The 22,335-nt window shown below is 67.3% G+C and carries 17 protein-coding genes, 1 tRNA gene and 1 pseudogene; 15 read left to right on the plus strand and 4 right to left on the minus strand.

Features of this window, described 5'->3' with window-relative positions; genetic code table 11:
• Nucleotides 1–38: 38 nt before the first annotated feature.
• Nucleotides 39–2,312 (minus strand): FG-GAP repeat domain-containing protein, encoded by a 2,274-nt coding sequence (locus tag ACKN61_RS08170; RefSeq protein WP_408953068.1) that lies wholly within the window; start codon nt 2,310–2,312, stop codon nt 39–41.
• Nucleotides 2,313–3,083: 771 nt separating this feature from the next.
• Here ACKN61_RS08170 and thrS point away from each other — a divergent pair.
• The 12 genes and pseudogenes from thrS (at nt 3,084) to ACKN61_RS08230 (ending at nt 16,069) form a co-directional block, all read left to right on the plus strand.
• Nucleotides 3,084–4,985 (plus strand): threonine--tRNA ligase, encoded by a 1,902-nt coding sequence (gene thrS / locus ACKN61_RS08175; RefSeq protein ID WP_223621219.1) that lies wholly within the window; start codon nt 3,084–3,086, stop codon nt 4,983–4,985.
• Nucleotides 4,986–5,064: 79 nt separating this feature from the next.
• Nucleotides 5,065–5,598, plus strand: a complete 534-nt coding sequence (infC, locus tag ACKN61_RS08180) for a translation initiation factor IF-3 (RefSeq protein ID WP_200875790.1) — start codon at nt 5,065–5,067, stop codon at nt 5,596–5,598.
• Between the two features lie 448 nt (nt 5,599–6,046).
• The gene (gene rpmI, locus ACKN61_RS08185) at nt 6,047–6,244 is read left to right on the plus strand and encodes a 50S ribosomal protein L35 (RefSeq protein ID WP_027083463.1); all 198 of its coding nucleotides are present in this window, start codon (nt 6,047–6,049) and stop codon (nt 6,242–6,244) included.
• A 12-nt stretch (nt 6,245–6,256) separates the two neighbouring features.
• Entirely contained in the window at nt 6,257–6,616 is a 360-nt protein-coding gene (gene rplT, locus ACKN61_RS08190) for a 50S ribosomal protein L20 (protein ID WP_031370386.1), read from the plus strand.
• Between the two features lie 389 nt (nt 6,617–7,005).
• Nucleotides 7,006–8,016, plus strand: a complete 1,011-nt coding sequence (gene pheS, locus ACKN61_RS08195; protein ID WP_031370385.1) for a phenylalanine--tRNA ligase subunit alpha — start codon at nt 7,006–7,008, stop codon at nt 8,014–8,016.
• Between the two features lie 123 nt (nt 8,017–8,139).
• Complete coding sequence (gene pheT / locus ACKN61_RS08200; RefSeq protein ID WP_408953069.1) at nt 8,140–10,536, plus strand: phenylalanine--tRNA ligase subunit beta; 2,397 nt, start codon at nt 8,140–8,142, stop codon at nt 10,534–10,536.
• A 64-nt stretch (nt 10,537–10,600) separates the two neighbouring features.
• On the plus strand, nt 10,601–10,903 hold the full coding sequence (locus tag ACKN61_RS08205) for an integration host factor subunit alpha (RefSeq protein ID WP_031370383.1): 303 nt from the start codon (nt 10,601–10,603) through the stop codon (nt 10,901–10,903).
• Nucleotides 10,896–11,252: a MerR family transcriptional regulator gene (locus tag ACKN61_RS08210; RefSeq protein ID WP_031370382.1), complete on the plus strand. Its 357-nt coding sequence runs from the start codon at nt 10,896–10,898 to the stop codon at nt 11,250–11,252. The genes ACKN61_RS08205 and ACKN61_RS08210 overlap by 8 nt, the downstream gene beginning before the upstream one ends.
• A gap of 175 nt (nt 11,253–11,427) precedes the next feature.
• A tRNA-Pro gene (locus ACKN61_RS08215) sits at nt 11,428–11,504 on the plus strand.
• A 450-nt stretch (nt 11,505–11,954) separates the two neighbouring features.
• A pseudogene (locus ACKN61_RS08220) lies at nt 11,955–12,695 on the plus strand (YoaK family protein); the annotation flags it as partial.
• Nucleotides 12,696–12,836: 141 nt separating this feature from the next.
• Entirely contained in the window at nt 12,837–13,517 is a 681-nt protein-coding gene (locus ACKN61_RS08225) for a TetR/AcrR family transcriptional regulator (protein WP_408953070.1), read from the plus strand.
• A complete protein-coding gene (locus tag ACKN61_RS08230) occupies nt 13,514–16,069 on the plus strand; it encodes a PEP/pyruvate-binding domain-containing protein (protein WP_408953071.1) in 2,556 nt (851 codons plus the stop codon). Before ACKN61_RS08225 ends, ACKN61_RS08230 begins: the two co-directional genes overlap by 4 nt.
• A 34-nt stretch (nt 16,070–16,103) precedes the next feature.
• On the opposite strand, the gene ACKN61_RS08235 is transcribed toward ACKN61_RS08230, so the two are convergent.
• Nucleotides 16,104–17,111, minus strand: coding sequence for a TraB/GumN family protein (locus tag ACKN61_RS08235; RefSeq protein ID WP_408953072.1), 1,008 nt, complete (start codon nt 17,109–17,111; stop codon nt 16,104–16,106).
• Nucleotides 17,112–17,474: 363 nt separating this feature from the next.
• Between ACKN61_RS08235 and ACKN61_RS08240 the strand changes: the two genes are divergently transcribed.
• From ACKN61_RS08240 to ACKN61_RS08250, 3 genes are read left to right on the plus strand one after another with little or no spacing between them, the layout of a single operon-like run.
• Nucleotides 17,475–17,819: a hypothetical protein gene (locus ACKN61_RS08240; protein ID WP_408953073.1), complete on the plus strand. Its 345-nt coding sequence runs from the start codon at nt 17,475–17,477 to the stop codon at nt 17,817–17,819.
• 10 nt (nt 17,820–17,829) lie between these two features.
• Complete coding sequence (locus ACKN61_RS08245; protein WP_408953074.1) at nt 17,830–19,410, plus strand: PepSY-associated TM helix domain-containing protein; 1,581 nt, start codon at nt 17,830–17,832, stop codon at nt 19,408–19,410.
• Between the two features lie 10 nt (nt 19,411–19,420).
• Nucleotides 19,421–19,753 (plus strand): DUF3325 domain-containing protein, encoded by a 333-nt coding sequence (locus ACKN61_RS08250; RefSeq protein WP_408953075.1) that lies wholly within the window; start codon nt 19,421–19,423, stop codon nt 19,751–19,753.
• Nucleotides 19,754–19,767: 14 nt separating this feature from the next.
• Here ACKN61_RS08250 and ACKN61_RS08255 read toward each other — a convergent pair whose 3' ends face one another.
• Nucleotides 19,768–20,355, minus strand: a complete 588-nt coding sequence (locus ACKN61_RS08255; protein ID WP_408953076.1) for a hypothetical protein — start codon at nt 20,353–20,355, stop codon at nt 19,768–19,770.
• Nucleotides 20,356–20,363: 8 nt separating this feature from the next.
• The gene (gene dxs, locus ACKN61_RS08260) at nt 20,364–22,271 is read right to left on the minus strand and encodes a 1-deoxy-D-xylulose-5-phosphate synthase (RefSeq protein ID WP_408953077.1); all 1,908 of its coding nucleotides are present in this window, start codon (nt 22,269–22,271) and stop codon (nt 20,364–20,366) included.
• Nucleotides 22,272–22,335 lie beyond the last annotated feature (64 nt).

Below are 22,335 nucleotides of genomic sequence, written 5' to 3' on the forward strand. Positions count from 1 at the left end.
GCCGCGACGGAATCGCGGCCCAAGAGGCTGAGTCAGGATCAGAGTTGCAAGACCCAGCCGCTGGGGTAGGCCGGCATGGCTTGGGCGCCGAAGCTGCGGTCTTGCGCGGGCCAGAGTTGCATCTGGCTGCCGTCGCTCCAGAGCACGTCGTCGCGGCCGTCGCCGTTGTAGTCGGCGATGTCGAGCACGTCCCAGCTTGCGCCCTGGCGGTAGGAAATGCCGGAGGTGCGGCGGCTGCCGTCCATGATCCAGCGCGCGAAATGTTCGCTTCGGGGCAGGCGCCAGAACAGCTCGGAGCGGCCGTCGCCGTTGCTGTCGCCGCTGCCGGCCAAGGTCCAGCCGGTTGGGTAAGCGCCGATCACGGCGTCGACGAATCCGGCGCCGCTGCGGCCGGACCAAAGTCGCAGGGTTCTCGTGTCGCTGATCAGCAGGTCGGTGCGGCCGTCGCCGTTCAAGTCGCCGGTGCCGGCTACCTGCCAGGTCCACGACAACGCCGAGGCATGACCGCGCTTGATCGTGGCTCCGTCCATGTACCAAAGGGACACGACGCTGTCCGGGCCATCTCGCCAGACCAGATCGGCCTTGCCGTCGCCATCGAAGTCGCCGTGGGCGACCAGGCGATACCCGATCGGGTAATTTTTCATCGGCAGACCGATATAGCCGCCTGCGCCGTTGCTGCGCCACATCTGCATCGACTGCCCATCGCTCCAGACCATTTCGCTGCGGCCGTCGCCGTCGAAGTCGTCCGTTGCGAGCACCCGCCAGGGGCGGGCGACCGTATACGAGGTTCCGCTCAGGCGCGCGCCGTCTTCCATCGTCCAGGTCGCCAGATAGCCGGCACTGTAGTGCCAGATCATGTCGTTGTCGCCGTCGCCGTCGAGGTCCTGCGGCGGGATCGGCAAGCGTCGTGGCTTGCAGTTCCGGCCGTGGTTCACGACCGAGGCGGTGCCGGTGGCGTAGACCACATCGGTGCAGCCGTCGCCGTTGAGATCGCCGGAGGCGATACCGTGGGGCGTGGAGATTTCTTCGGTGGTAGCCGAGCGCGTTTCCAGCCGCGGCGGCAGCAGGCCGTTGTCCCCTTGCAGATAAATGCCGAGGCCGCCGTAGCCATTGCCTGGACCAAGGTCGAGCACGGTCAGGTCGGTCTTGCCGTCGCGGTCCAGGTCGGTGGCGAGCGTCATGTACAGCGCTTCTGTATTGATCCAACTGACCGGCGCCGGCGCGTCGAGCAGGCCGTTGGCGTTCTGGTGATAGATCGAGAGCGTGCCGACGGTGGCGTTGTACTCCAGCGAGCCGGAGAAGGCGACGTCATTGCGGCCATCCTGGTTGAAGTCGCCGACCGACAGGCCGAACGCGCGCTTGCCGTTCTTGGGCGCAAGGTAGCCGCGCATGGCCGACAGCCCGCCGCCGGGAAGCTGGGTGCGGACCACCAGTGCCGCGTTGTAGTCGGTGGCGAAGACGAGGTCCGGCAGGCCATCGCCGGTCACGTCGGCGACGCGCGGGATGGCATCGCCGAAGGGCGCGCCGCTGAGTTGCGGCGGCGGGCCGGGCAGGAAGCCGCCGTTGCCGTCGCCGAGATAAGCGGTGACGCCGCCCGAGAACCCTACGCCGAGCACGTCGAGGCGGCCGTCCTGGTTGTAATCGAGCAGGGCGATGGCGCTTTCGGCCGTAGTGCTGGATGGCGGAGCGGCCATCGCCGGAGCGCGGAATCCGCTGGCGCCGTTGTTGACGAAGATGGCTGCGCCGGCGGGAAAAACGATGGCGATGTCGAGGACGCCGTCGCCGTTCATGTCGGCCAGCTCCAAGCCTCTGGCGTCTCCGCTGGGGCCGCCGGGCCTGGCGTAGTCCAGCGCGAGCGGGGCCGCCAGCGTGCCGTCGGCTTGCTGGGCGTAGACCTGCACTTTCTGGGCGTTGGGTTGCAGATAAGTGGGATTGTTGCGGTAGGAAACGCTGGTGGCGACCAGGTCGTCGCGGCCGTCGCCGGTCACGTCGCCCACGGCGACCGCGAGCGGGTAGATCTTGTCGTCGGACCGGGCGCTGGCAATCACGTACTCGATCGGCGGCAAGAACGAGAACTCGCCAGCGGCCGGTGTGCCCGCTGCGTCGGCCGATTGCAGGTAAGTGGTTTTCGACTCGCTCGGCCGCGAGCGCCAAGGGCGTGCATCCGTCGCGCTCGGTTCGGCGCGAGCCATCGTCACGTCAGCCATCTTCGCATCAGCGCTAGCCTGCGCTGCCGAATCGGTTTGCCAATAGGCTGCCGACGCCACCAGCGCGCAGCCCAGGGCGATCGCCCCGGCCATCAACTTCCTCATGCAACCCCCTGTTGCGAACTCAGACGCGGATCGCGTCGACAGACTGCTTTGCGAGGCTTCGGTCGAAAGCGCGAAATATGTGCTTTGTTGAGTCGACGCGATGCCTGTTTATTCTATGGATTAAATGCGAACTGGTTCAAAATAAATCGACGGCTTGCGGGTGCGGCAAATGACGGCAGGGCGTTGACCGGGGCCCGTTCGATCTGAGGTGACTGACTTTGCGCAAGCCGAGCCGCACCTGCGTCATGCGTGCGGTGGCGTCTTCATCCGGGACGGACCGGGGGGGCGGCTCGACCATGTGCAGCCCCGGCCCAGGCAGGGAGAATGCGGCCGTCAAGGCCGTCTGCTCAGGGAACTCCTTCCCTCCGCGGTTGACTAGACCCCACTGCGTCCCCAAGTATTAGCGCCTGCGACGCGGCATCCGGCCGCGTCCCGAATCCAGGTGGCCCGCGCGAACCGCCGGCCTAGCGTGCGACATGGACACTACCCGCGCCCATCGCTGAATCGCCCGAGGCCCCGCAGATGCAGGCGCCTTCGTGGCGCTTTTTTCTTGCCGCCGGCTTGTCGGCGTCTCCACCGGCGCTTTCGCCGGCGCTGCCCGATACGGGTTTGCCCGTCGGGCGATCCGACCGGTTTCGCCACTCCCCGCTGTTTGTTTCGCACCGACTCCCGATTCCGGGTCGCTGCCGCCGCCGCAGATTCGCCCTTGCAAGGGGCGCTGCCGGCCGGGGCGGCTACTCACCCAACGTCCGAGCCTACGAAGACCCCGCCATGATCGCCATTACGCTCCCCGACGGCAGCCGCCGCGAATTCGAACATCCCGTGTCCGTCATGGACGTCGCCGCCTCGATCGGTGCCGGTCTGGCCAAGGCCACCGTGGCCGGCGAGGTCGACGGCAAGCTGGTCGACGCCAGCGACCGCATCGACCACGACGCCAAGCTGCGCATCATCACCCCGAAGGACCCGGAAGGCGTTGAGATCATCCGCCACTCCTGCGCCCATCTGGTCGGCCACGCGGTCAAGCAGCTGTACCCGACCGCCAAGATGGTGATCGGCCCGGTCATCGACGAAGGCTTCTACTACGACATCTGGTACGAGCGTCCGTTCACGCCCGAGGACCTGGCCGCGATCGAGCAGCGCATGGTTCAGCTGATCGACAAAGACTACGACGTGATCAAAAAGGTCACGCCGCGCGAGGAGGTCATCTCGGTGTTCCAGTCGCGCGGCGAGGACTACAAGCTGCGCCTGGTCGAGGACATGCCCGACGAGCAGGCGATGGGCCTGTACTACCACGAGGAATACGTCGACATGTGCCGCGGCCCGCACGTGCCGAACACGCGTTTCCTCAAGGCCTTCAAGCTCACCCGCATTTCCGGCGCGTACTGGCGCGGCGATTCCAAGAACGAGCAGCTGCAGCGCGTCTACGGCACCGCCTGGGCCGACAAGAAGCAACTGGCGGCGTACATCCAGCGCATCGAGGAAGCCGAGAAGCGCGACCATCGCCGCATCGGCAAGCAGCAGGACCTGTTCCACCTGCAGGAAGAGGCGCCGGGCCTGGTGTTCTGGCACCCGAAGGGCTGGTCGATCTGGCAGGTCGTCGAGCAGTACATGCGCCGCGTCTACCGCGACAGCGGCTACGGCGAAGTGCGTTGCCCGCAGATCCTGGACGTGTCGCTGTGGCAGAAGTCCGGCCACTGGGACAACTACAAGGAGAACATGTTCTTCACCGAGTCGGAGAAGCGCACCTACGCGGTCAAGCCGATGAACTGCCCGGGCCACGTCCAGGTGTTCAACCAGGGCCTGCACAGCTACCGCGACCTGCCGATCCGCTACGGCGAGTTCGGCTCCTGCCACCGCAACGAGCCCTCCGGCGCGCTGCACGGCATCCTGCGCGTGCGCGGCTTCACCCAGGACGACGGCCACGTGTTCTGCCTGGAAGACCAGATCGAGTCCGAGGTCACCGCGTTCCACCGCCAGGCCCTGGCGGTCTACGGCGATTTCGGCTTCGAGGACATCCAGATCAAGATCGCCCTGCGCCCCGATTCGCGCCTCGGCGACGATGCCACCTGGGACAAGGCCGAGGCGGCCCTGCGCAGCGCCCTGGGCGCCTGCGGGGTCGAGTGGCAGGAATTGCCGGGCGAGGGCGCCTTCTACGGCCCCAAGATCGAGTACCACCTCAAGGACGCGATCGGCCGGACCTGGCAGCTGGGCACGATGCAGGTCGACTTCATGATGCCGGGCCGGCTGGGTGCGGAATACGTCGACGAGAACAGCCAGCGCCGCACCCCGGTCATGCTGCACCGGGCCATCGTGGGCTCGATGGAGCGTTTCATCGGCATCCTGATCGAGCACCACGCCGGCCAGTTCCCGGCCTGGCTGGCCCCGGTTCAGGCCACCGTGATGAACATCACCGACGCCCAGGCCGATTATGTGGACGAAGTCCGGAAACTCCTTGCAAATCAAGGGTTCCGGGTCCAGTCGGATTTGCGGAACGAAAAGATCGGCTATAAGATTCGCGAGCACACGCTGCAGCGCGTGCCGTACCTGCTTGTGGCCGGCGACCGCGAGAAGGACAATGGCATGATTGCGGTGCGTACGCGGGGTGGGGAGGACCTGGGGACGATGACCGTCGCCGAGTTCGCTTCGCGTTTGAACGGCGAGAACGTCGGCTAACCGCGCGCAGCTCGTACAGATCCCGTCCCGGTCCGAGCCCGGGACGGCCCGATGCGCAAACAGCGTATCCACTTTGGAGATTGCAACAATCAGTACCCCCGAGAAGCCGAATCGTAAGAACAACGAGATCCGCGTACCGCGCGTACGCGTGATCGGCAGCGATGGCGAAATGATCGGCGTGCTTACGCGCGACGAAGCCTTGCGCATGGCCGAGGACGAGGCGCTGGATCTTGTCGAGATTCAGCCGAATGCCGATCCGCCGGTGTGCCGCATCATGGACTTCGGCAAGTACAAGTTCGAACTGCAGAAGAAGGCCAATGCGGCCAAAAAGAAGCAGAAGCAGGTCGAAATCAAGGAACTCAAGTTCCGTCCGGTGACCGACGAAGGCGACTACCAGATCAAGCTGCGCAACATGCGCCGTTTTCTGGAAGAGGGCGACAAGGTCAAGGTCAACATCCGTTTCCGTGGCCGCGAGATGAGCCACCAGGAACTCGGCCGCGAGATGGCGGCCCGGATCGAGGCCGACCTGGGCGAGGACATCGTCGTCGAGTCGCGTCCGCGACTGGAAGGGCGGCAGATGGTCATGATGATCGCGCCGAAGAAAAAGCAGTAAGCCTGCACAGGGCCGCGAAAGCGGCCCTTCTTCGTAGCGCCGCGAACCGGCGCTGCGAACCGTGTCGATCGCCCCCGTGCAGTGGCTGCGGCGAGCGCCGCGCGACCGTCCAGGTCGCCGCTCGGGCCGCGGGCCGGCGCGGAGATTTCGCGCATTCGGCCCTGGCCGGGCCCCGTCCCGGCCCTGTGGGCAGGCCTCGCCGGCCTGCCGGCCCGGCCGCGAACCGAGCCTCGTAAGCCGCTGATTTGCGTAAGCTTCCGGCCTCGCGCATACTATGCGGCCCGGTTCGCCGGGGTTGTTGTATGCAGCATCACGGACCTGTCGTAGATTCGTTTCAGATCAACGACTTACAAGCCGGCAAGGGCAGGACGGAAAGAGTGGCCAGCGCATTGCGCGCATCGGTGCCACCGCCCAGGCCAGTGACATAAACCTCCGAAAGGACATCGCAATGCCCAAGATCAAGACCAATCGGGCGGCAGCCAAGCGCTTCCGGAAGACCGCTTCCGGCAAGTACAAGTGCGGCCACGCCAACAAGAGCCACATCCTCACCAAGAAAGCGACCAAGCGTAAGCGCAACCTGCGGCAGACGAACCATGTTCGTGCCGAGGACGCTGGCCGTCTGGACCGCATGCTTCCGTATTTGTGAGGAGAATAGAAAATGGCACGAGTTAAGCGTGGTGTAACGGCACGAGCCCGTCACAAGAAAATCCTGAAGCAGGCCAAGGGCTACTACAACGCCCGCCGCAAGGTCTTCCGCGTCGCCAAGCAGGCGGTCACGAAGGCTCTGCAGTACGCCTACATCGGTCGTAAGCAGAAGAAGCGCAATTTCCGTTCGCTGTGGATCACCCGCATCAATGCGGCGGCCCGCATCAACGGCTTGAGCTACAGCCGTTTCATCAACGGCATGCTGAAGGCCGGCATCACCCTCGACCGTAAGGTGCTGGCGGACATCGCCGTGCACGACGCGAAGGGTTTTGCGGCGCTGGCCGAAAAGGCGAAGAGCGCGCTCGCGGCGTAACCTGCTTCATTCCCCGTCCGAGCCGAGTGCCGATGCACGAGGTTCGCGGCGTGGGCACAAGGTTAAGGCATGGGGAAGGGCGCAAGTCCTTCCCCATTGTCGTTTCTGGGCCCCGTTCCCAGGCCCTGCTTTCGGATCCATCGTCGGATTCCGCGGCGGGTTTCCGGCGGGGTCGTTCGATCCGGCCGCTGCCGCGGTTTGTTCGCGGCAACGGCAGGCTGCAGTACCGCTCGTCGCTCGGCCAAAGCCGAATCCATCCGTTCTTGCGGTCGCCGCGCTTCGGTTCCCGACAGCGCCACCGCCAGCGGGGTCCGGTTGTTCGCCGCAGCGACGGTCCGAGGACGATGCCCGTCGACATCCGCGCCGGGCGCTAAGAGATTGGAAAGGCGATGAGTGGAATCGAAGCACTGACCCGACAGGCGCTGGACGAGATCGCCGCGGCGGCGTCTTCCGATGCGATCGAAGCGCTGCGCGTTTCGCTGCTCGGCAAGTCCGGCAGCGTCACCGCCCAGCTCAAGCAGCTCGGCACCCTGCCGGCCGAAGAACGCAAGGCTGCCGGCGAGGCGATCAACAAGGCGCGCGACGCGCTGACCGCCGCATTGGGCGAGCGCAAGATCGCGCTCGACGATGCCGCGCTGGATGCGCGGCTGGCGTCGGAAACCATCGATGTGACCCTGCCCGGCGTCGACGCCGCGCGCGGCGGCCTGCATCCGGTCAGTCGCACCATGGAGCGCATGGCCGACATCTTCGGCCGCCTAGGCTTCGAGCTCGCCGATGGCCCCGAGATCGAGGACGACTGGCACAACTTCGAGGCGCTGAATTTCCCGCCGCACCATCCCGCGCGGGCGATGCACGACACCTTCTATTTTGCACCCGACGAAGCCGGCGTCGCGCGCCTGTTGCGCACCCATACCTCGGGCATGCAGGTGCGCTACATGCTGCAGAACAAACCGCCGCTGCGCATGATCGCGCTCGGCAAGGTGTATCGCAGCGACAGCGACCAGACCCACACGCCGATGTTCCACCAGTGCGAAGGCCTGCTGATCGACGAGCACTCCAGCTTCGCCGACCTCAAGGGCACCCTGGCCGAATTCGTGCGCGCGTTCTTCGAGCGCGATTTCGAGATGCGCTTCCGCCCGAGCTATTTCCCCTTCACCGAGCCCTCGGCCGAAGTCGACATCGCCTGGCAGCAGCCCGACGGCAGCACCCGCTGGCTGGAAGTGCTCGGCTGCGGCATGGTCCATCCGAACGTGCTGCGCAATGTCGGCATCGACCCGGAGCGCTACACCGGCTATGCCTTCGGCATGGGCGTGGAGCGCCTGACCATGCTGCGCTACGGCGTCGACGACCTGCGCAGTTTCTTCGAGAACGATGTGCGGTTTCTCAAGCAGTTTGCTTGAGGCGGGAATCGGGAATGGGGAATAGGGAATCGTAAAAGCGAGAGCTCCGATTCCCGCGCTCCCATCCCGACCCGCGTAGCGCCGTCCGATTCCCCATTCCCTATTCCCGATTCCCGGCCTCCCATGAAATTCTCCGAAAACTGGCTGCGCCAGCATGTGCCGACCACCGCCACGCGTGAGCAGCTCGCTGCGACGTTGACCGCGATCGGCCTCGAAGTCGAAGAAGTCGTCGCCCTGGGCGAATCGCTGGACGGCGTGGTCGTCGCCCGCATCGTCAGCGCCGAGAAGCATCCCGAAGCCGACCGCCTGCAGGTCTGCCAGGTCGATACCGGTCACGGCACCGTGCAGATCGTCTGCGGCGCGCCCAATGCGCGCGCGGGCCTGATCGCGCCCTTGGCCACGGTCGGCGCCTCGCTGCCCGGCGGCCTGGCGATCAAGGCGGCCAAGCTGCGCGGCGTCGAGTCGTTCGGCATGTTGTGCTCGGCCAAGGAGCTCGGTGTCGACCCGGATGCTTCGGGCCTGCTCGAACTGCCGTCCGACGCCCCGGTCGGCACGCCGCTGGCGCACTACCTCGCGCTGCCCGATGCCAGCATCGAGATCAAGCTGACCCCGAACCGCGCTGATTGCTTCAGCGTGCGCGGCATCGCCTACGACGTCGCCGCCGCCACCAGCAGTGCGGTGAGCCCGTTGCAGATCGCGCCGATCGAGGCCGCCATCGCTGCGAGCCTGCAGGTCGAGCTCGACGCCGGCGCCGACGTGCCGCGCTATTGCGGCCGCGTGATCGAAGGACTCGATGCGACCACGCCGACCCCGGTGTGGATGGCCGAGCGCCTGCGCCGCAGCGGCGTGCGTCCGGTCTCGCTGTTGGTCGACGTCACCCAGTACGTGATGCTCGAAATCGGCCAGCCCATGCACGCCTTCGACCGCGACACCCTGCACGGGCCGATCGGCGTGCGCCATGCCCGCGCCGGCGAGACCACCCAGTTGCTCAACGGCCAGACCGTGAGCCTCGACGAGTCGTTCCTGGCGATCACCGACGGCAGCGGCGACGCGCAGCGCGTGATCGCCCTCGGCGGCATCATGGGCGGCTTCGACAGCCGGGTCACCGATGCGACCCGCAACGTGTTCCTGGAAGCGGCGCATTTCGCACCCGCCGCGATCATCGGCCGCGGCCGCAAGCTCGGCCTGCACACCGATGCCGGCCACCGTTTCGAGCGCGGCGTCGATCCCGAGCTGCCGCGCATCGCCATCGAATACGCGACCCGTCTGATCCTCGACATCGCCGGCGGCACCCCGGGGCCGCTGAGCGAGTCGGCGCTGCCGGAGCATTTGCCGCATCCGCAACCGGTCAGGCTGCGACGCGCGCGCCTGGCGCGCGTGCTGGGCCTGGCCGTGGCCGACAGCGAAGTCGAGCGCATCCTGCATGCGCTCGGCCTGGCCGTCGAAGCCAGCGACGACGGCTGGCGGGTGACACCGCCGAGCCGACGCTTCGATATCGCGATCGAGGAAGACCTGATCGAGGAAATCGCCCGCATCCACGGTTACGACCGGATCCCGACCACCTTGCCGGCCGGTTCCGCGCGCCTGGTCGCCCCGAGCGAGACCCGCGTCGACGCCGCGACCGTGCGCCGCCAGTTGGCTGCGCGCGATTATCTGGAGGCGGTCAATTACGCCTTCGTCGACGCCGCCTGGCTGGCGCTGTGGCAGGCCGGCGAGGGCGCGGTGCCGCTGGCCAACCCGCTCAGCGCCGAACTCGGCGTGATGCGCACCCTGCTGCTGCCGGGGCTGGTCGCGGCCCTGGCCCGCAACGCCTCGCGCCAGCAGGCGCGCGTGCGCCTGTTCGAGCTCGGCAACGTGTTCCGCGCCAACCCGGCCGCTTCGCCGCTGGAAACCCAGCGCATCGCCGCGGCGGTCTGCGGCGACGTCCAGTCCGAGCAGTGGGGCGCGGCTGCGCGCCCGGTCGGTTTCCACGACCTGCGCGGCGACCTGGACAGCCTGGCCGCCGCCGCCGGTGCGCGCCTGGACTACCGTCCGTCGCAACAGGCCTGGGCCCACCCGGGCCGCTCGGCCGATGTCTACCGGGTCGACGGCGGCGCCGAGCGCCGGCTGGGCTGGATCGGTCAACTGCATCCGCGCCTGCTCAAAGCACTGGACCTCGACCAGGACGTGGTCGCGTTCGAACTGGACCTGGCGCCGCTGGTCGAGCGCGCCATCCCCAGGGCCGCGGCCTTGTCCAAGTACCCCTCGGTGCGCCGCGATCGGGCCTTCATCGTCGCCGAATCGGTGGCGTGGTCGGCCATCCAGGCCACCGTTCAGGCGGCCGCCGGCCCCAGCCTGCGCGAGCTGGTCCTGTTCGACCGCTACCAGGGCAAGGGCGTGGAAACCGGATTCAAGAGTCTCGCTATGGGCTTGATTCTGCAGGATGAATCGCGCACCCTGACCGATCGGGATGTGGACGCGGTCGTGGCCGAAGTGACGGCAGCGGTGGAACGCGAACACGGCGCCCGGTTGCGCACGTGAGTACTCGCGAGGCGTGTGGCGATTGCGGCCCCGGTCCCAGCCCGGGCGTCGCGCAGAGGACAAAATGGCACTAACGAAAGCGGAAATGGCGGAGCGGTTGTTCGACGAAGTCGGGCTGAACAAGCGCGAGGCCAAGGAGTTCGTCGACGCATTCTTCGATGCGTTGCGCGAGGCTCTGGAGCAGGGACGGCAGGTCAAGCTGTCGGGGTTCGGCAATTTCGATCTGCGCCGCAAGAACCAGCGGCCCGGTCGCAACCCGAAGACCGGCGAGGAGATCCCGATTTCGGCGCGTACGGTGGTGACCTTCCGTCCGGGCCAGAAACTGAAGGAACGCGTCGAAGCGTACAGCGGAGGCGAGCATGCTTGACCCGGGCAGTAACCGAGAACTTCCGCCGATCCCGGCGAAGCGCTACTTCACCATCGGTGAGGTCAGCGAGCTGTGCGACGTCAAGCCGCACGTGCTGCGTTACTGGGAGACCGAGTTTCCCACGCTCAATCCGGTCAAGCGCCGCGGCAACCGCCGCTACTACCAGCGCCACGAGGTGCTGATGGTGCGCCAGATCCGCGGCCTGCTGTACGAGCAGGGCTATACGATCGGCGGCGCGCGCCTGCGCCTGGAGGGCGACTCGGCGAAGGACGAATCGGCGCTGAGCTCGCAGATCGTCAAGCAGGTGCGCATGGAGCTCGAAGAAGTCCTGCAACTGCTGCGCCGCTGAAGCGCCGGCCGGGATTCGGGCATCGGCAGTGGGGAATCCGGCGCAGTACCCGCGTTGCGCCGATTCTCCACTCCCGATTCCCCATTCCTGGCGGCAACGGCTATACTTGCCGCCCGTTCGCGAGAGCGGAGCTCTTTGCGAGAGCTGACTTGCAAGAACGGATCTAGCAACACGTCGGGGCGTAGCGCAGCCTGGTAGCGCATCTGCCTGGGGGGCAGAGGGTCGTCGGTTCAAATCCGGCCGTCCCGACCACTAGATTCGAAGGGCCGTTCGCCTCGCACACGCCGTCCTGTCCTGCCTTATCCTGCATTTGCGACGCATGGACGATGCCGATATTCATCGGCGTTCGAGGGCCAAGCCCCTCCAGAATCATCATCGAACCGACCGGCGAGGCCGACGCTAGTCTGTCCGCGCTTCGGCCGTGCACGTTCGCAGCGGGCATATCGCGCTTTGGCGCAGCTACGGCGCGAAGCCGCGGCCCGATTACCCCACCGGCCATGGGTACGGGTAAAGCGAGCTGCCGTTGACGCGTTGATCGAACCCGGCATCTCGCCTGGCACAGGACGATACCGTCTTTGCTTGGTGTATCCGCCGCGGAACGGCCGATGGCGGGGCGGCTTGGCCCTGGCCGAGCCGGACAGATGCGTGCGAGCGATAATGCAGGCCGTCGCGATTCGTCGGCGCGGTTGTGCAGAGGGCTCAATGCCTGTCGCTTATCTCCGTAACCTGACCGGTAGGGAGCGCCGCCCGGGCGCCGACCGCCACCTTGCGTATTACCTGGCCTTCGTCGCCGGCGCGGTCAACGCCGGCGGTTTTCTTGCGGTGAAGCAATACACCTCGCACATGTCCGGCATTTTGTCGGCGATGGCCGACGACCTCGCGCTCGGCAACCTGGGGCTGGTGCTCGACGGTCTTGGCGCCTTGTTGTCTTTCCTCGCCGGCGCCGCGTGTTCGGCGATCCTGATCAACTGGGGGCGGCGGCGGCGTCTGCACAGCGAGTTCGCCTTGCCGTTGTTGATCGAGGCCGGCCTGCTGCTCGGGTTCGGCCTGCTGGGCGGCAGCCTGCAGGGGCGGCAACTGTTGTTCGTGTCGGTCACGGTGATGGTGCTGTGTTTCATCATGGGCCTGCAGAACGCGATGATCACCAAACTGTCGCGCGCCGAAATCCGCACGACCCACGTCACCGGCATGATCACCGACCTCGGCATCGAGCTCGGCAAGCTCGCGTACTGGAACCGCACCCCCGACAGCGAAAGCGTCCCGCGGGTGGCGGCGAATCGCCGCAAGCTCAGGACTCTGGCCATTCTGGTCGCCGCGTTCTTCGTCGGCGGCGTGACCGGGGCGGTCGGGTTCGGTCGGATCGGTTTCAGCGCCACGATCCCGCTTGCCGCCCTGCTGATGACCTTGGCCCTGGTGCCGGTGCTGGACGACGTGCGCTCGCGTCCCTGAGCCGGGCGTCCGGCCGCTATCGGGCCTGTCGTCCCGGCGCCGCGGCCAGGGCTGGGCTGGGGCTGGCCTGGCCTGGTCTTGCGGTTAAATTTGAACGATGTATAAAATTGGTCTTAGTTCACCAAGGTCAAGGCCATGCCCGTTCCCAGACTGCAGCCCGAATCCGTGCGCGAACCTGCAGCGGAGCCCGGCCGGCGCGAGCGCAAGCGCAACCAGACCCTCGACCATCTCGCCGCGACCGCGTTCGGGCTGTTCGAGGCGCGCGGCTTCGAGGCGGTGACGATGGAGCAGATCGCCGAGGCCGCCGACGTCGCCAAGGGCACGCTCTACAACCACTTTCCGGTCAAGGAAGCGCTGCTGGCGCACCAGTTCCATGGCGAGCTGGCGGCGGCCATGGGCGCCATGGAGGGGCCGAGCGACAGCCTCGGCGAGCGCGCCGGTTTCGTTTCGCGCCTGTCGCGTTGGCTGGAGGCCTCGGCGCACTGGTACCAGGGGCGGCGCGCGTATCTGCCGCATTACCTGCGCTTCCGTTTCCGGCAGGTCGACGCCGCGGCGCGTGCGCGCGACGACGAGGGCGAACGCAGCGGCATGGAGCGTTTGTTCGCGGTCTGGATCGCCGCCGGGCAGGGCAGCGGCGAACTGCGCGACGACCTGTCGCCGGCGCACCTGGCGAGCTTGTTGCAGCATCTGCATCTCGCCGCGCTGATGCGCTGGCTGGCGAGCGCGGACGGCGATCTGGACAACGAATTCGCCGCGATCGTCGATGTCTTCGTGCATGGTGCGAGCCGTCCGGTCGGCGCGCGGAAGTCGCGATGAGCGCCGCGTTGCTGGACTGGCCGGCCGCGGCCGAGGCCGGGCCTGCACAGGCCGGCGGCAAAGGCTGGCAACTCGGCCGGATGGCGACGTTGGGATTGCCGGTGCCGGACGGCCTGGTGATCGCTGCCGCGGCCAGCCGCGAACGGGCCGCCGACGGCTCGGTGCCGCCGGAGCTGTTGGCACGCATCCTCGATGAATTACACACCCGCGGTTGGAGCGAACGCCCGCTTGCCGTGCGTTCGTCGGCACCGCAGGAGGACTCGGCGCGCGCTTCGTTCGCCGGCCTGCATCGCTCCTGTCTCAACGTCCGCGGCGCGCAGGCGCTGGCGGCCGCGATCGTCTCGGTGTGGGATTCGGCGCGCGAACCCGCGGCCGTGGCTTATCGCGAACGCTTCGGCTTCGCGGCCGACGACACCGCGATGGCGGTGGTGATCATGCCGTTGTTGCCTGCGGTCGCTTCCGGCGTGGTCTTCACCTGCGACCCGCTGTCCGGCTGCGACGACCGCGTGCTGATCAATGCGCATTGGGGGCTCGGCGAAGCCCTGGTCGGCGGCCATGCCGACGTCGACGAATACCGTCTGCAAGTGCGGCGCATCGACGACGGCCTGGAGCTGATCGAGCAACGCATCGGCGCCAAGCGCCGACAGTCGCGCGAACGCGCCGACGGCGGCACGGAACTGGCCGATACGCCGCGCGAGTTGGCGCAGCGCGCGGTGCTGACCGCGGCGGGCGCCTTGGAAATCGCCGCTCTGGCGCGCGACGCCGCGGCGGCGCTGGATTTCGCCCGGCCGCGCTTCGACGTCGAGTGGGTCTGGGACGGCGAACGTTTCTGGATCGTGCAGGCGCGGCCGGTCACGGCGAGCGCGCGCCATACCTATCCGGCGCTGTCGCAGCAGCCGAGCCTGTGGACGCGCGCCAACACCAAGGAAATCCTGCCCGAGCCGCTGTCGGCGATGGACTGGTCGCTGTATGCGATCGCCGCCGACCGCATGCTGACGCTCGGTTACGAACTCGGCGGTTATCGGGTATTGCCCGGCGTCGCGCACGCCAGCCTGCATCACGGCCGGGTCTATCTGGAGGCGTCGTTGATCCAATGGGAGGGCCATGACGCTTACGGCATCGCGCCGGCGGCGATCAATGCCTTGCTCGGCGGCAGCCAGGGGACGATCGCGGTGCCGGCGCCGACCTGGCGCGCACGCGCGCAACGCGGCGGACGTTTGTTGCGCTTCATGCGGCGCTCGCTGAAGAAACGCCGCGACGCGGCGGCGGACCTGGCCCGTGCGCGCGAACAGGCTCGGGCCTGGCGCGAACAGGAACTGACGCAGGGCAATCGCGGGCTCGCCGCGCTATTGCGCCAACAGGTCGCGCAGGTGCGCGCCGCGGACGAATTGTTCTTCCTGCAAGGTTCGGCGGGCGGCACCTTGACCACTCTCGTCGACCTGGTCGACAAACGTTGTCCCGGCGAAGGGCAGGCGCTGACGGCGGCGTTGATGGCCGGCGGCGAGGCGAGCGTGACCGCGCAACAAGGCTACGACCTGATCGCGTTGGCGCAGGTCGCGGCCGGGGACGAAGCCGCATTGGCGTGGCTGCGCGGCACTGGGCGCGACAGTGGGCAGTGGTCGGTGCAGTTGCCGGAGAACAGCGCATTCCGCCGCGAATTCGCCGGATTTCTCGAACGCTACGGCCACCGCGCGGTGGCCGAGAGTTATCTGCGCCAGCCGCGTTGGCGCGAGCAACCGGATTATCTGCTCGACATGGTGGCGTCCCTGGTCGGACGCGATGCCCAGGCCTTGCGACAGCGCCAGCGCGAGATTTCGGCGCAGGCCTGGCAGCGTCTGAGCGCGTGCGCGCCGGCCTGGCTGCGGCCGTTGATCCGCCACCTGTTGCGCAGCGCCATCGTCGATTGCAACCAGCGCGAGGCCGCGCGCAGCGCCTTGATGGCTTACTTCGAGGCGATACGCCGCCTCGCCATGAAGCTGGGCGAACGCCTGTCCGGCGACGGTGGTTTCGGACAGGCCGACGAAGTCTTCGATCTGACCGCCGAGGAGCTGTGCGCCGTAGCCGAAGGCCGGCTCGGCCTGCGTCATGCCAAGGCCCGCGCCGACGAACGTCGTGCGACGCGCCTGCGCTGGGCAGCGACGGCCGAACCCGAGGTGGTGGTCGAACACGGCGAACTCGCGGCGATTGCGGCGCAGAGCACTGCGAGCGCGGTGCACCAGGCGGAGGACGGGGCCTGGTCCGGCACCCCGATCGGCGCCGGTCGCGCCAGCGGGCGGGCGCGCATCGTCCGCGACCCGCGCGAGGCGGGTGCGCTCGAAACCGGCGATGTGCTGATCGCGCCCAGTACCGACCCGGCCTGGACGCCGCTGTTCCTCAAGGCCGGCGCGCTGGTGATGGAGACCGGCGGCTATCTGTCCCACGGCGCCATCGTCGCGCGCGAGTTCGGCATTCCGGCGGTGGCGAACCTGCCCGGCATTCTCGGCGAGCTGAGCGAAGGCGAGCGCATCGAAGTCGACGGTCATCGCGGCCGGGTGCGCCGCCTGCGCGATTGATCGCGCAGCGGCGCGAGGGTTCGATTACTGCCGCTCAGGGATCTTCGACGGTATAGCCCTGTTCGCGCAGACGGTCGAGCAGGCCGCCGCGTTCGAGCAGGTCCGACACCGGCAAGGTCGCGAAGGTGCTGCGGTTCTTCGCCAGCGAGTCTTGCGCGCGTTCGAGCCAGGTCGCGGTGACGCGTTCGCGCAGATCGCCGAAACCCAGGCGCTTGGCGACGCCGGTGGCGGCCAGGGCTTCCAGGCAGGTACGGTATTGATCGCCCTGCGGCAGGGTGCGTAGGCTGGCGATATCGCCGACCGCCCAGGCATTGCCGCGTGCGCGCATCGACTCCAGGTCGCCTTCGATGCGCGACAAGGTCTTGGCGAAGCACTCGCGGTCGTCGAGCGCGCTGGCCGAGAACTCCTTGAGCGCGGCCTTCGGGTCTTCGATCTTGACCGTGACCCGGGCCTCGACGATCGGCACGCCATGTTGCTTCGCGGTCTTCTCGACCACCGGCTGGACCACGCCCTTGAGCGTCATCCCGGACTGGCGGATCGCCGCTTCGTAGAGTTCCTGCGCGGCGAAGATCGGCCGCCATTTCTCGACGCCGCCGTCGCGGCCGATGTAGCGCGCCTTGAGCGTCAGCCAGCGCGCATAGAGGTCGGCCGGGACGATTTCCTGCAAGGTCTTGCCGTCGGGATTCTTGCGCGCCTTGAGCGCGGTCGGGATCAGCATCATCGTGCGCAGCATGCCGAGCTCGGTACCGAAGTTGACCGAGGGCGGGGCGATCACTTCCTCCGACTCGGCGATCGCCGCTTCGACATCGCGTGACAGCCAGGTCATGTCCTTCGGTAGCGGGCTCAGGGTGCCGAGGATCCACAGCACGTGGCCGCCGCGCACGACCTTCCACATGCCCGGCCCGGGCTGCTCGCCGGTGACGACCAGGGTGTCGAGATCGCGGATGTCGCCGACCGGCGGCGCGGCCTGCTGGGCGTGGGCAGCGGGCTGGGCGAGGGCGGTGGAGGCCAACAGCAGTACGGCATAAAGGGCACGACGCATCCGTGACGCTCCTGAGCGGGGGATGGGACTCAGCGGAAGCCGGGATCGTAGCCGGTCCCGGGGTCGGACTGTGGGTCAGAGTTGTATTGGACTTGTACGGACTGTGCACCGGTGCGCGAGTGCGCCGGTTCGCAAGCTCGGTCGGGCGACCGCCCGGCTACGACGCGGCCATGACTTGGTCACGACTTGCCAGCTCGGCGGGGTGGAGCGCCCGGCAGGATGCGGCGCGATTCGAGCGGTTTGCAAATGAGAACTATTGCCAATTAGACTGATGGCTTACCCCCATTACGAGCAGGCTCCGAGCTCGCTTCGCCATCCATCCGGCCGCAGTGCCGCCTGGACCGGCCAGGCCATGATCCGCGTATGACCCAGACCCTCGCTCCTGCGACTTCGGTGCCCGCCCGCAAGCCACGCCCGTCCTTGTCGTGGCGCTATCGCGGCGAAGTCGCGGTGCGCGCGTTCGCCGCCTTCGTGATCGGCTATGCCGTCGCCTACGCCTCGACCGCCTTCCTGACCCTGGTGTTGCCGTTGGGCCGCAACGATCGCGTGGTCACCGCGAGCCTGCTGTGTTTCTTCGTCTGGTGCGGCGTCGCGATGTACGCCTTCGCCGCGCGCACGCCCTGGCGTGCGTGCTGGGCGCCGTCCTTGTGGGCGATCGCCTTGTACGGCATCGCCGCGTTGTTTCCCGAACTCGGTGCCCGACCGTGAGCCCGCGCGCATGAAGAGCACCTTCTCGCAGGCGATGGCCTGGCTGCATACCTGGGCCGGCCTGGTGATCGGCTGGCTGCTGTTCGTGATCTTCGTCGGCGGCACCATCGCCTGCTTCGACAAAGAATTGACCCACTGGATGCAGCCGGCGCTGCATGGCAAGACCCCGGTCGCGAACATCGACCTGAGCCGGACCATCGAAGGCCTGCAGCGCATCGCCAAGCCGCATCCGCACGCCTATTACGTGACCCTGCCGAGCGAGCGCAGCCCGGCGCTGCAATCGGCGGTGTATTACGACGCCGGCCCGCACGACGCGATCAACATCGACACCAGCACCGGCCAGGCGATACCGGAAACCGCCGGCGGCGAGTTCTTCTTCACCCTGCACTACAACCTGCATTCGGAAACCTGGGGCATGTACATCGTCGGCATCGCCGGCATGTTCATGCTGATCGCGATCCTGACCGGCATCGTGATCCACAAGCGCATCTTCAAGGATTTCTTCACCTTCCGCCCCGCCAGCGGCGGACAGCGCGCCTGGCTCGACGGCCACAACCTGACCGGCGTGCTCGGTCTGCCGTTCCATCTGATGATCGCCTACACCGGCGTGGCGATCTTCGTCGCCAACTACATGCCGGCCGGGCTGCTCGCGGCCTACGACGGCGACGTCGAGAAGTTCTACGTCGAAGCCAGCGACAGCTACGAGCGTCCGGAAACGCACCAGCCGCTCAAGTCGATCTATCCGATCGACAAGTTGATCGCCGACGCGCGCGAACGCCTGGGCCAGCCGATCTCCTGGGTCAGCGTGCACCATCCCGACGACACCAGCGCGACGATCTCCTTCGGCGGCGACCACAGCCGCGCGGTGGCGTGGAATTTCGACCAGGTCTTCTACGACGCCAACGACGGCAAGCTGCTGCACGAGTCGGGCGCGTTCAAGTCCGGCTACAAGACCTATACCTTCCTCGGCGGCCTGCACATGGCGCAGTGGGGCGGCAGCGCCTTGCGGTGGCTGTACTTCGTGCTCGGCCTGGCCGGTTGCGTGATGATCGCCAGCGGCATGCAGGTCTGGGTCGCCAAGCGCGCGAAGAAGGTCGCCGAAGCCGGCGCCTGGTCGGGCTATGGGCTGGTGCAGGCGCTGAATCTCGGCGTGGTCGGCGGCATGCCGCTGGCGAGCGCGGCGATGTTGATCGCCAATCGCTTGATCCCGGCCACGACGGCGGAACGCGCGAGCTGGGAGATCGGCGTGTTCTGCGCGGTCTGGATCCTGGCTTCGCTGTACGCCGCGATCCCGGCGGTGCGCAGCCGCGGTTGGGGCCACTTCTTCGCCCTCAACGCCGTCGCCTGCGGGCTGATTCCGCTGGTCAACCTGGCGACGTCGCCGCAAAGCCATGTGTTCGCGACGATCGCGCGCGGCGACTGGGCCCTGGCCGGCGTCGACCTGACCGCGCTCGGTTTGTGCGCCGGTTTCGCCTGGCTCGCGCAGCATTCGTTCGCCAAGGCGCGCCAACCGGCATCAGTGCGTCCTGGGCGCGGCCGCGCGGCGCGTGGCGATGCCGTGGTCGACGACACGGCCTTGGCCGATCACTGAGGAGCGTCGCATGCTGTGGTTGGGTTTCAGTCTCGGTGTCGCGGCCTGGTGTCTGCTCAGTCTCGGACTCGAGAAGCATCACCGGCAGTTGTTCGCGCATGCGTTCGACCCGCGCCGCGGCCGTTGGCTGCGTGCGCTCGGTTGGGGTTTGCTGGTGCTCGACTTCGCCTTGTTCGTTGCCGGCTGGGGCTGGTCGCAGGGGCCGGTGTTCTGGTGCGCGGCGCTGATGCTGTCGGCGCTGGCCTGGACCTTGTTGATGACGCTCGCGCCGCGCGCGAGCACCCGCATCGCCATCGCCAGCGTGCTCAGCGCGCTGGTGCTGATGCCGGTTTGGATGGGGTAGGGCCGAGTTGTCGGCTACTTCGTCGGAGCTGGCGTCACGACGGTAAAGACGGGGCACGGGGCGCCTGGCCAATCCTGCTTCGGAACGTAGAGTTCGAACGAAGGTCCGTTTACGACTACGTTGTAAACACGATCTTTCAAGCGAGGTGTGCCTGGGTAGCGCCTCGGTTTCGGAAAATCGATCTTGAAAAATGTCGGTGTTTTGCCGAGCTCCGTCGTGTCTTCGTGCATGAAACTGCGCCGCAGGTCCAGGCGCCCCGAAATCGATCTTCCGGCAGGAATGGGCACCGCTCCATATCGGTCCGCAATGGCGGCGAACTCCTTCAACGGTATGGCGGGACGTCCTCTCGGCGTTTCGTATCCCTCGATACGAAGGTGACGGTGGTCCTCATGCCAAGGCAGACTCATTCTTAGCAGGCTGACTTCGGACTTGCCCGGATTGGTCAGGGTGATCTCAAGCTCGAAGGGCGCATCGCAGGAATGGGATACGCGCGCAATCAGGTGGTCGTAGTCCGAAACGGCGGCTATGGCCGAAGAGCTGCACGCCAAGATGCAGCCCCCCAGCAGCAGGCGCGTGGCGAGATGCCCCGACGCGACCTGCATCCGACCGATCACCCGATCGCCGTCTGCACCGGCGCCGCGCTCACCTGCGGCCAGCGGCGCAGGATCGAGGCGCGGATCGAGGCCGCATCCAGTCCCGCTTCGGCCAGCAGTTGCTCGCGGCTGGCGTGGTGCTGGAATTCGTCGGGCAGGCCCAGGTGCAGGATCGGCAGGACGATGCCCTCGGCCGCGAGCAACTCGGCCACGCCGCTGCCGGCGCCGCCGGCGACGACGTTGTCCTCGAGGGTGACGAAGCCTTCGTGGGTCTTGGCCAGTTCCAGGATCAGGGCGCGGTCGAGCGGTTTGACGAAGCGCATGTTGACCACGGTCAGGCCGAGTTCGGCGCCGATCTGTTCGGCCGCGGGCACGATCGCGCCGAACGCGAGCAGGGCGACGCGCGAGCCGCTGCGGCGCAAGTCGGCCTTGCCGATCGGCAAGGTGTCGAGGCTCGGCTGGATCGCCACGCCGGGGCCGGTGCCGCGCGGATAACGCACCGCCGCCGGGCCTTCGTAACGATGCCCGGTGCTGAGCATCTTGCGGCACTCGTCTTCGTCGGCCGGCGCCATCACCACCATGTTCGGCACGCAGCGCAGGTAGGACAGGTCGAGGTTGCCGGCGTGGGTCGCGCCGTCCGGCCCGACCACGCCGCCGCGGTCAATCGCGAACAGCACGTCGAGGTTCTGGATGGCGACGTCGTGCACGAGTTGGTCGTAGCCGCGCTGCAGGAAGGTGGAGTAGATCGCCACCACCGGCTTGGCGCCTTCGCAGGCCATGCCGGCGGCCAGGGTCACCGCGTGCTGTTCGGCGATGGCGACGTCGAAGTATCGCTTCGGGTATTCCTTGCTGAAGCGCACCAGGCCGGAGCCTTCGCGCATCGCCGGGGTGATGCCGAGCAGGCGTTCGTCGGCGGCGGCCATGTCGCACAGCCACTCGCTAAAAATATCGGTATAGCTCGGCTTCTTCGCGCCGGGCTTGCTGATCAGGCCCTTCTCGGGGTCGAACGGTCCGACCGCGTGATAGCCGATCTGGTCGTCCTCGGCGAGTTCGTAGCCCTTGCCCTTGGTGGTGATGATGTGCAGCAGCTGCGGGCCCTTGAGGCCCTTGAGCGTCTTCATCGCGTGCAGCAGCGCGGGCAGGTCGTGGCCGTCGATCGGGCCGGTGTAGTGGAAGCCGACTTCCTCGAAGAAGGTCGAGGGCACGAACATGCCCTTCCAGTGCTCTTCCCAGCGGCGCACGAACTTCGCGGCCGGCTTGCGCTTGTCGCCGAGCAGCTTCTTGCCGCCTTCGCGGATCGCGTTGAGGGTGCGGCTGCTGGTCAGGCGGCCGAGCATCTTGGTGACGCCGCCGACGTTCTCGGAGATCGACATCTGGTTGTCGTTGAGGATCACCAGCATGTTCGGCTCGGGATCTTCCAGGCCGCCGGCGTGGGCCAGCGCCTCGAAGGCCATGCCGGCGGTCATCGCGCCGTCGCCGATCACCGCCACGACCTTGCGCTCGTCGCCGGCGTGCTGCAGCGCGAGCGCCATGCCGAGCGCGGCCGAGATCGAGGTCGAACTGTGGCCGACGCCGAAGGTGTCGTAGTCGGATTCGTCACGCTTCGGAAACGGCGCCACGCCATCCTTCTGCTTGACGGTGTGGATCTCGTCGCGACGGCCGGTAAGGATCTTGTGCGGGTAGCACTGGTGGCCGACGTCCCACACCAGTCGGTCGACCGGGGTTTCGTACAGCCAGTGCAAGGCCACGGTGAGCTCGATCACGCCGAGCCCGGCGCCGAAATGGCCGCCCACCAGCGCGACTTGTTCGATCAGGTAGGCGCGCAGTTCCTCGGCGATCGCCGGGAGCTCCTCTTCGGGGAACCGGCGCAGGTCGGCGGGGACCTGAATACGGGAAAGACGCGGGTAGCGCTGCGAATCGATCATTACGACCATCTGTCTTCAGCTAGTCGGCCATTGTCCCGCCCCCGCGTGAGGCGAGCAAGAAGTC

The sequence above is a fragment of the Lysobacter sp. Hz25 genome, from assembly GCF_046097045.1.
In the GTDB taxonomy this organism is placed as follows: Bacteria; Pseudomonadota; Gammaproteobacteria; order Xanthomonadales; family Xanthomonadaceae; genus Lysobacter; species Lysobacter antibioticus_B.

Excerpts from the sequence above, each read along its gene's own strand:
- ACKN61_RS08170 (WP_408953068.1), bottom strand. The coding sequence starts at position 2,312 with ATGAGGAAGTTGATGGCCGGGGCGATCGCCCTGGGCTGCGCGCTGGTG.
- thrS (WP_223621219.1), top strand. The coding sequence starts at position 3,084 with ATGATCGCCATTACGCTCCCCGACGGCAGCCGCCGCGAATTCGAACAT.
- rpmI (WP_027083463.1), top strand. The coding sequence starts at position 6,047 with ATGCCCAAGATCAAGACCAATCGGGCGGCAGCCAAGCGCTTCCGGAAG.
- rplT (WP_031370386.1), top strand. The coding sequence starts at position 6,257 with ATGGCACGAGTTAAGCGTGGTGTAACGGCACGAGCCCGTCACAAGAAA.
- pheS (WP_031370385.1), top strand. The coding sequence starts at position 7,006 with ATGAGTGGAATCGAAGCACTGACCCGACAGGCGCTGGACGAGATCGCC.
- pheT (WP_408953069.1), top strand. The coding sequence starts at position 8,140 with ATGAAATTCTCCGAAAACTGGCTGCGCCAGCATGTGCCGACCACCGCC.
- ACKN61_RS08205 (WP_031370383.1), top strand. The coding sequence starts at position 10,601 with ATGGCACTAACGAAAGCGGAAATGGCGGAGCGGTTGTTCGACGAAGTC.
- ACKN61_RS08210 (WP_031370382.1), top strand. The coding sequence starts at position 10,896 with ATGCTTGACCCGGGCAGTAACCGAGAACTTCCGCCGATCCCGGCGAAG.
- ACKN61_RS08225 (WP_408953070.1), top strand. The coding sequence starts at position 12,837 with ATGCCCGTTCCCAGACTGCAGCCCGAATCCGTGCGCGAACCTGCAGCG.
- ACKN61_RS08230 (WP_408953071.1), top strand. The coding sequence starts at position 13,514 with ATGAGCGCCGCGTTGCTGGACTGGCCGGCCGCGGCCGAGGCCGGGCCT.
- ACKN61_RS08235 (WP_408953072.1), bottom strand. The coding sequence starts at position 17,111 with ATGCGTCGTGCCCTTTATGCCGTACTGCTGTTGGCCTCCACCGCCCTC.
- ACKN61_RS08240 (WP_408953073.1), top strand. The coding sequence starts at position 17,475 with ATGACCCAGACCCTCGCTCCTGCGACTTCGGTGCCCGCCCGCAAGCCA.
- ACKN61_RS08245 (WP_408953074.1), top strand. The coding sequence starts at position 17,830 with ATGAAGAGCACCTTCTCGCAGGCGATGGCCTGGCTGCATACCTGGGCC.
- ACKN61_RS08250 (WP_408953075.1), top strand. The coding sequence starts at position 19,421 with ATGCTGTGGTTGGGTTTCAGTCTCGGTGTCGCGGCCTGGTGTCTGCTC.
- ACKN61_RS08255 (WP_408953076.1), bottom strand. The coding sequence starts at position 20,355 with ATGCAGGTCGCGTCGGGGCATCTCGCCACGCGCCTGCTGCTGGGGGGC.
- dxs (WP_408953077.1), bottom strand. The coding sequence starts at position 22,271 with ATGATCGATTCGCAGCGCTACCCGCGTCTTTCCCGTATTCAGGTCCCC.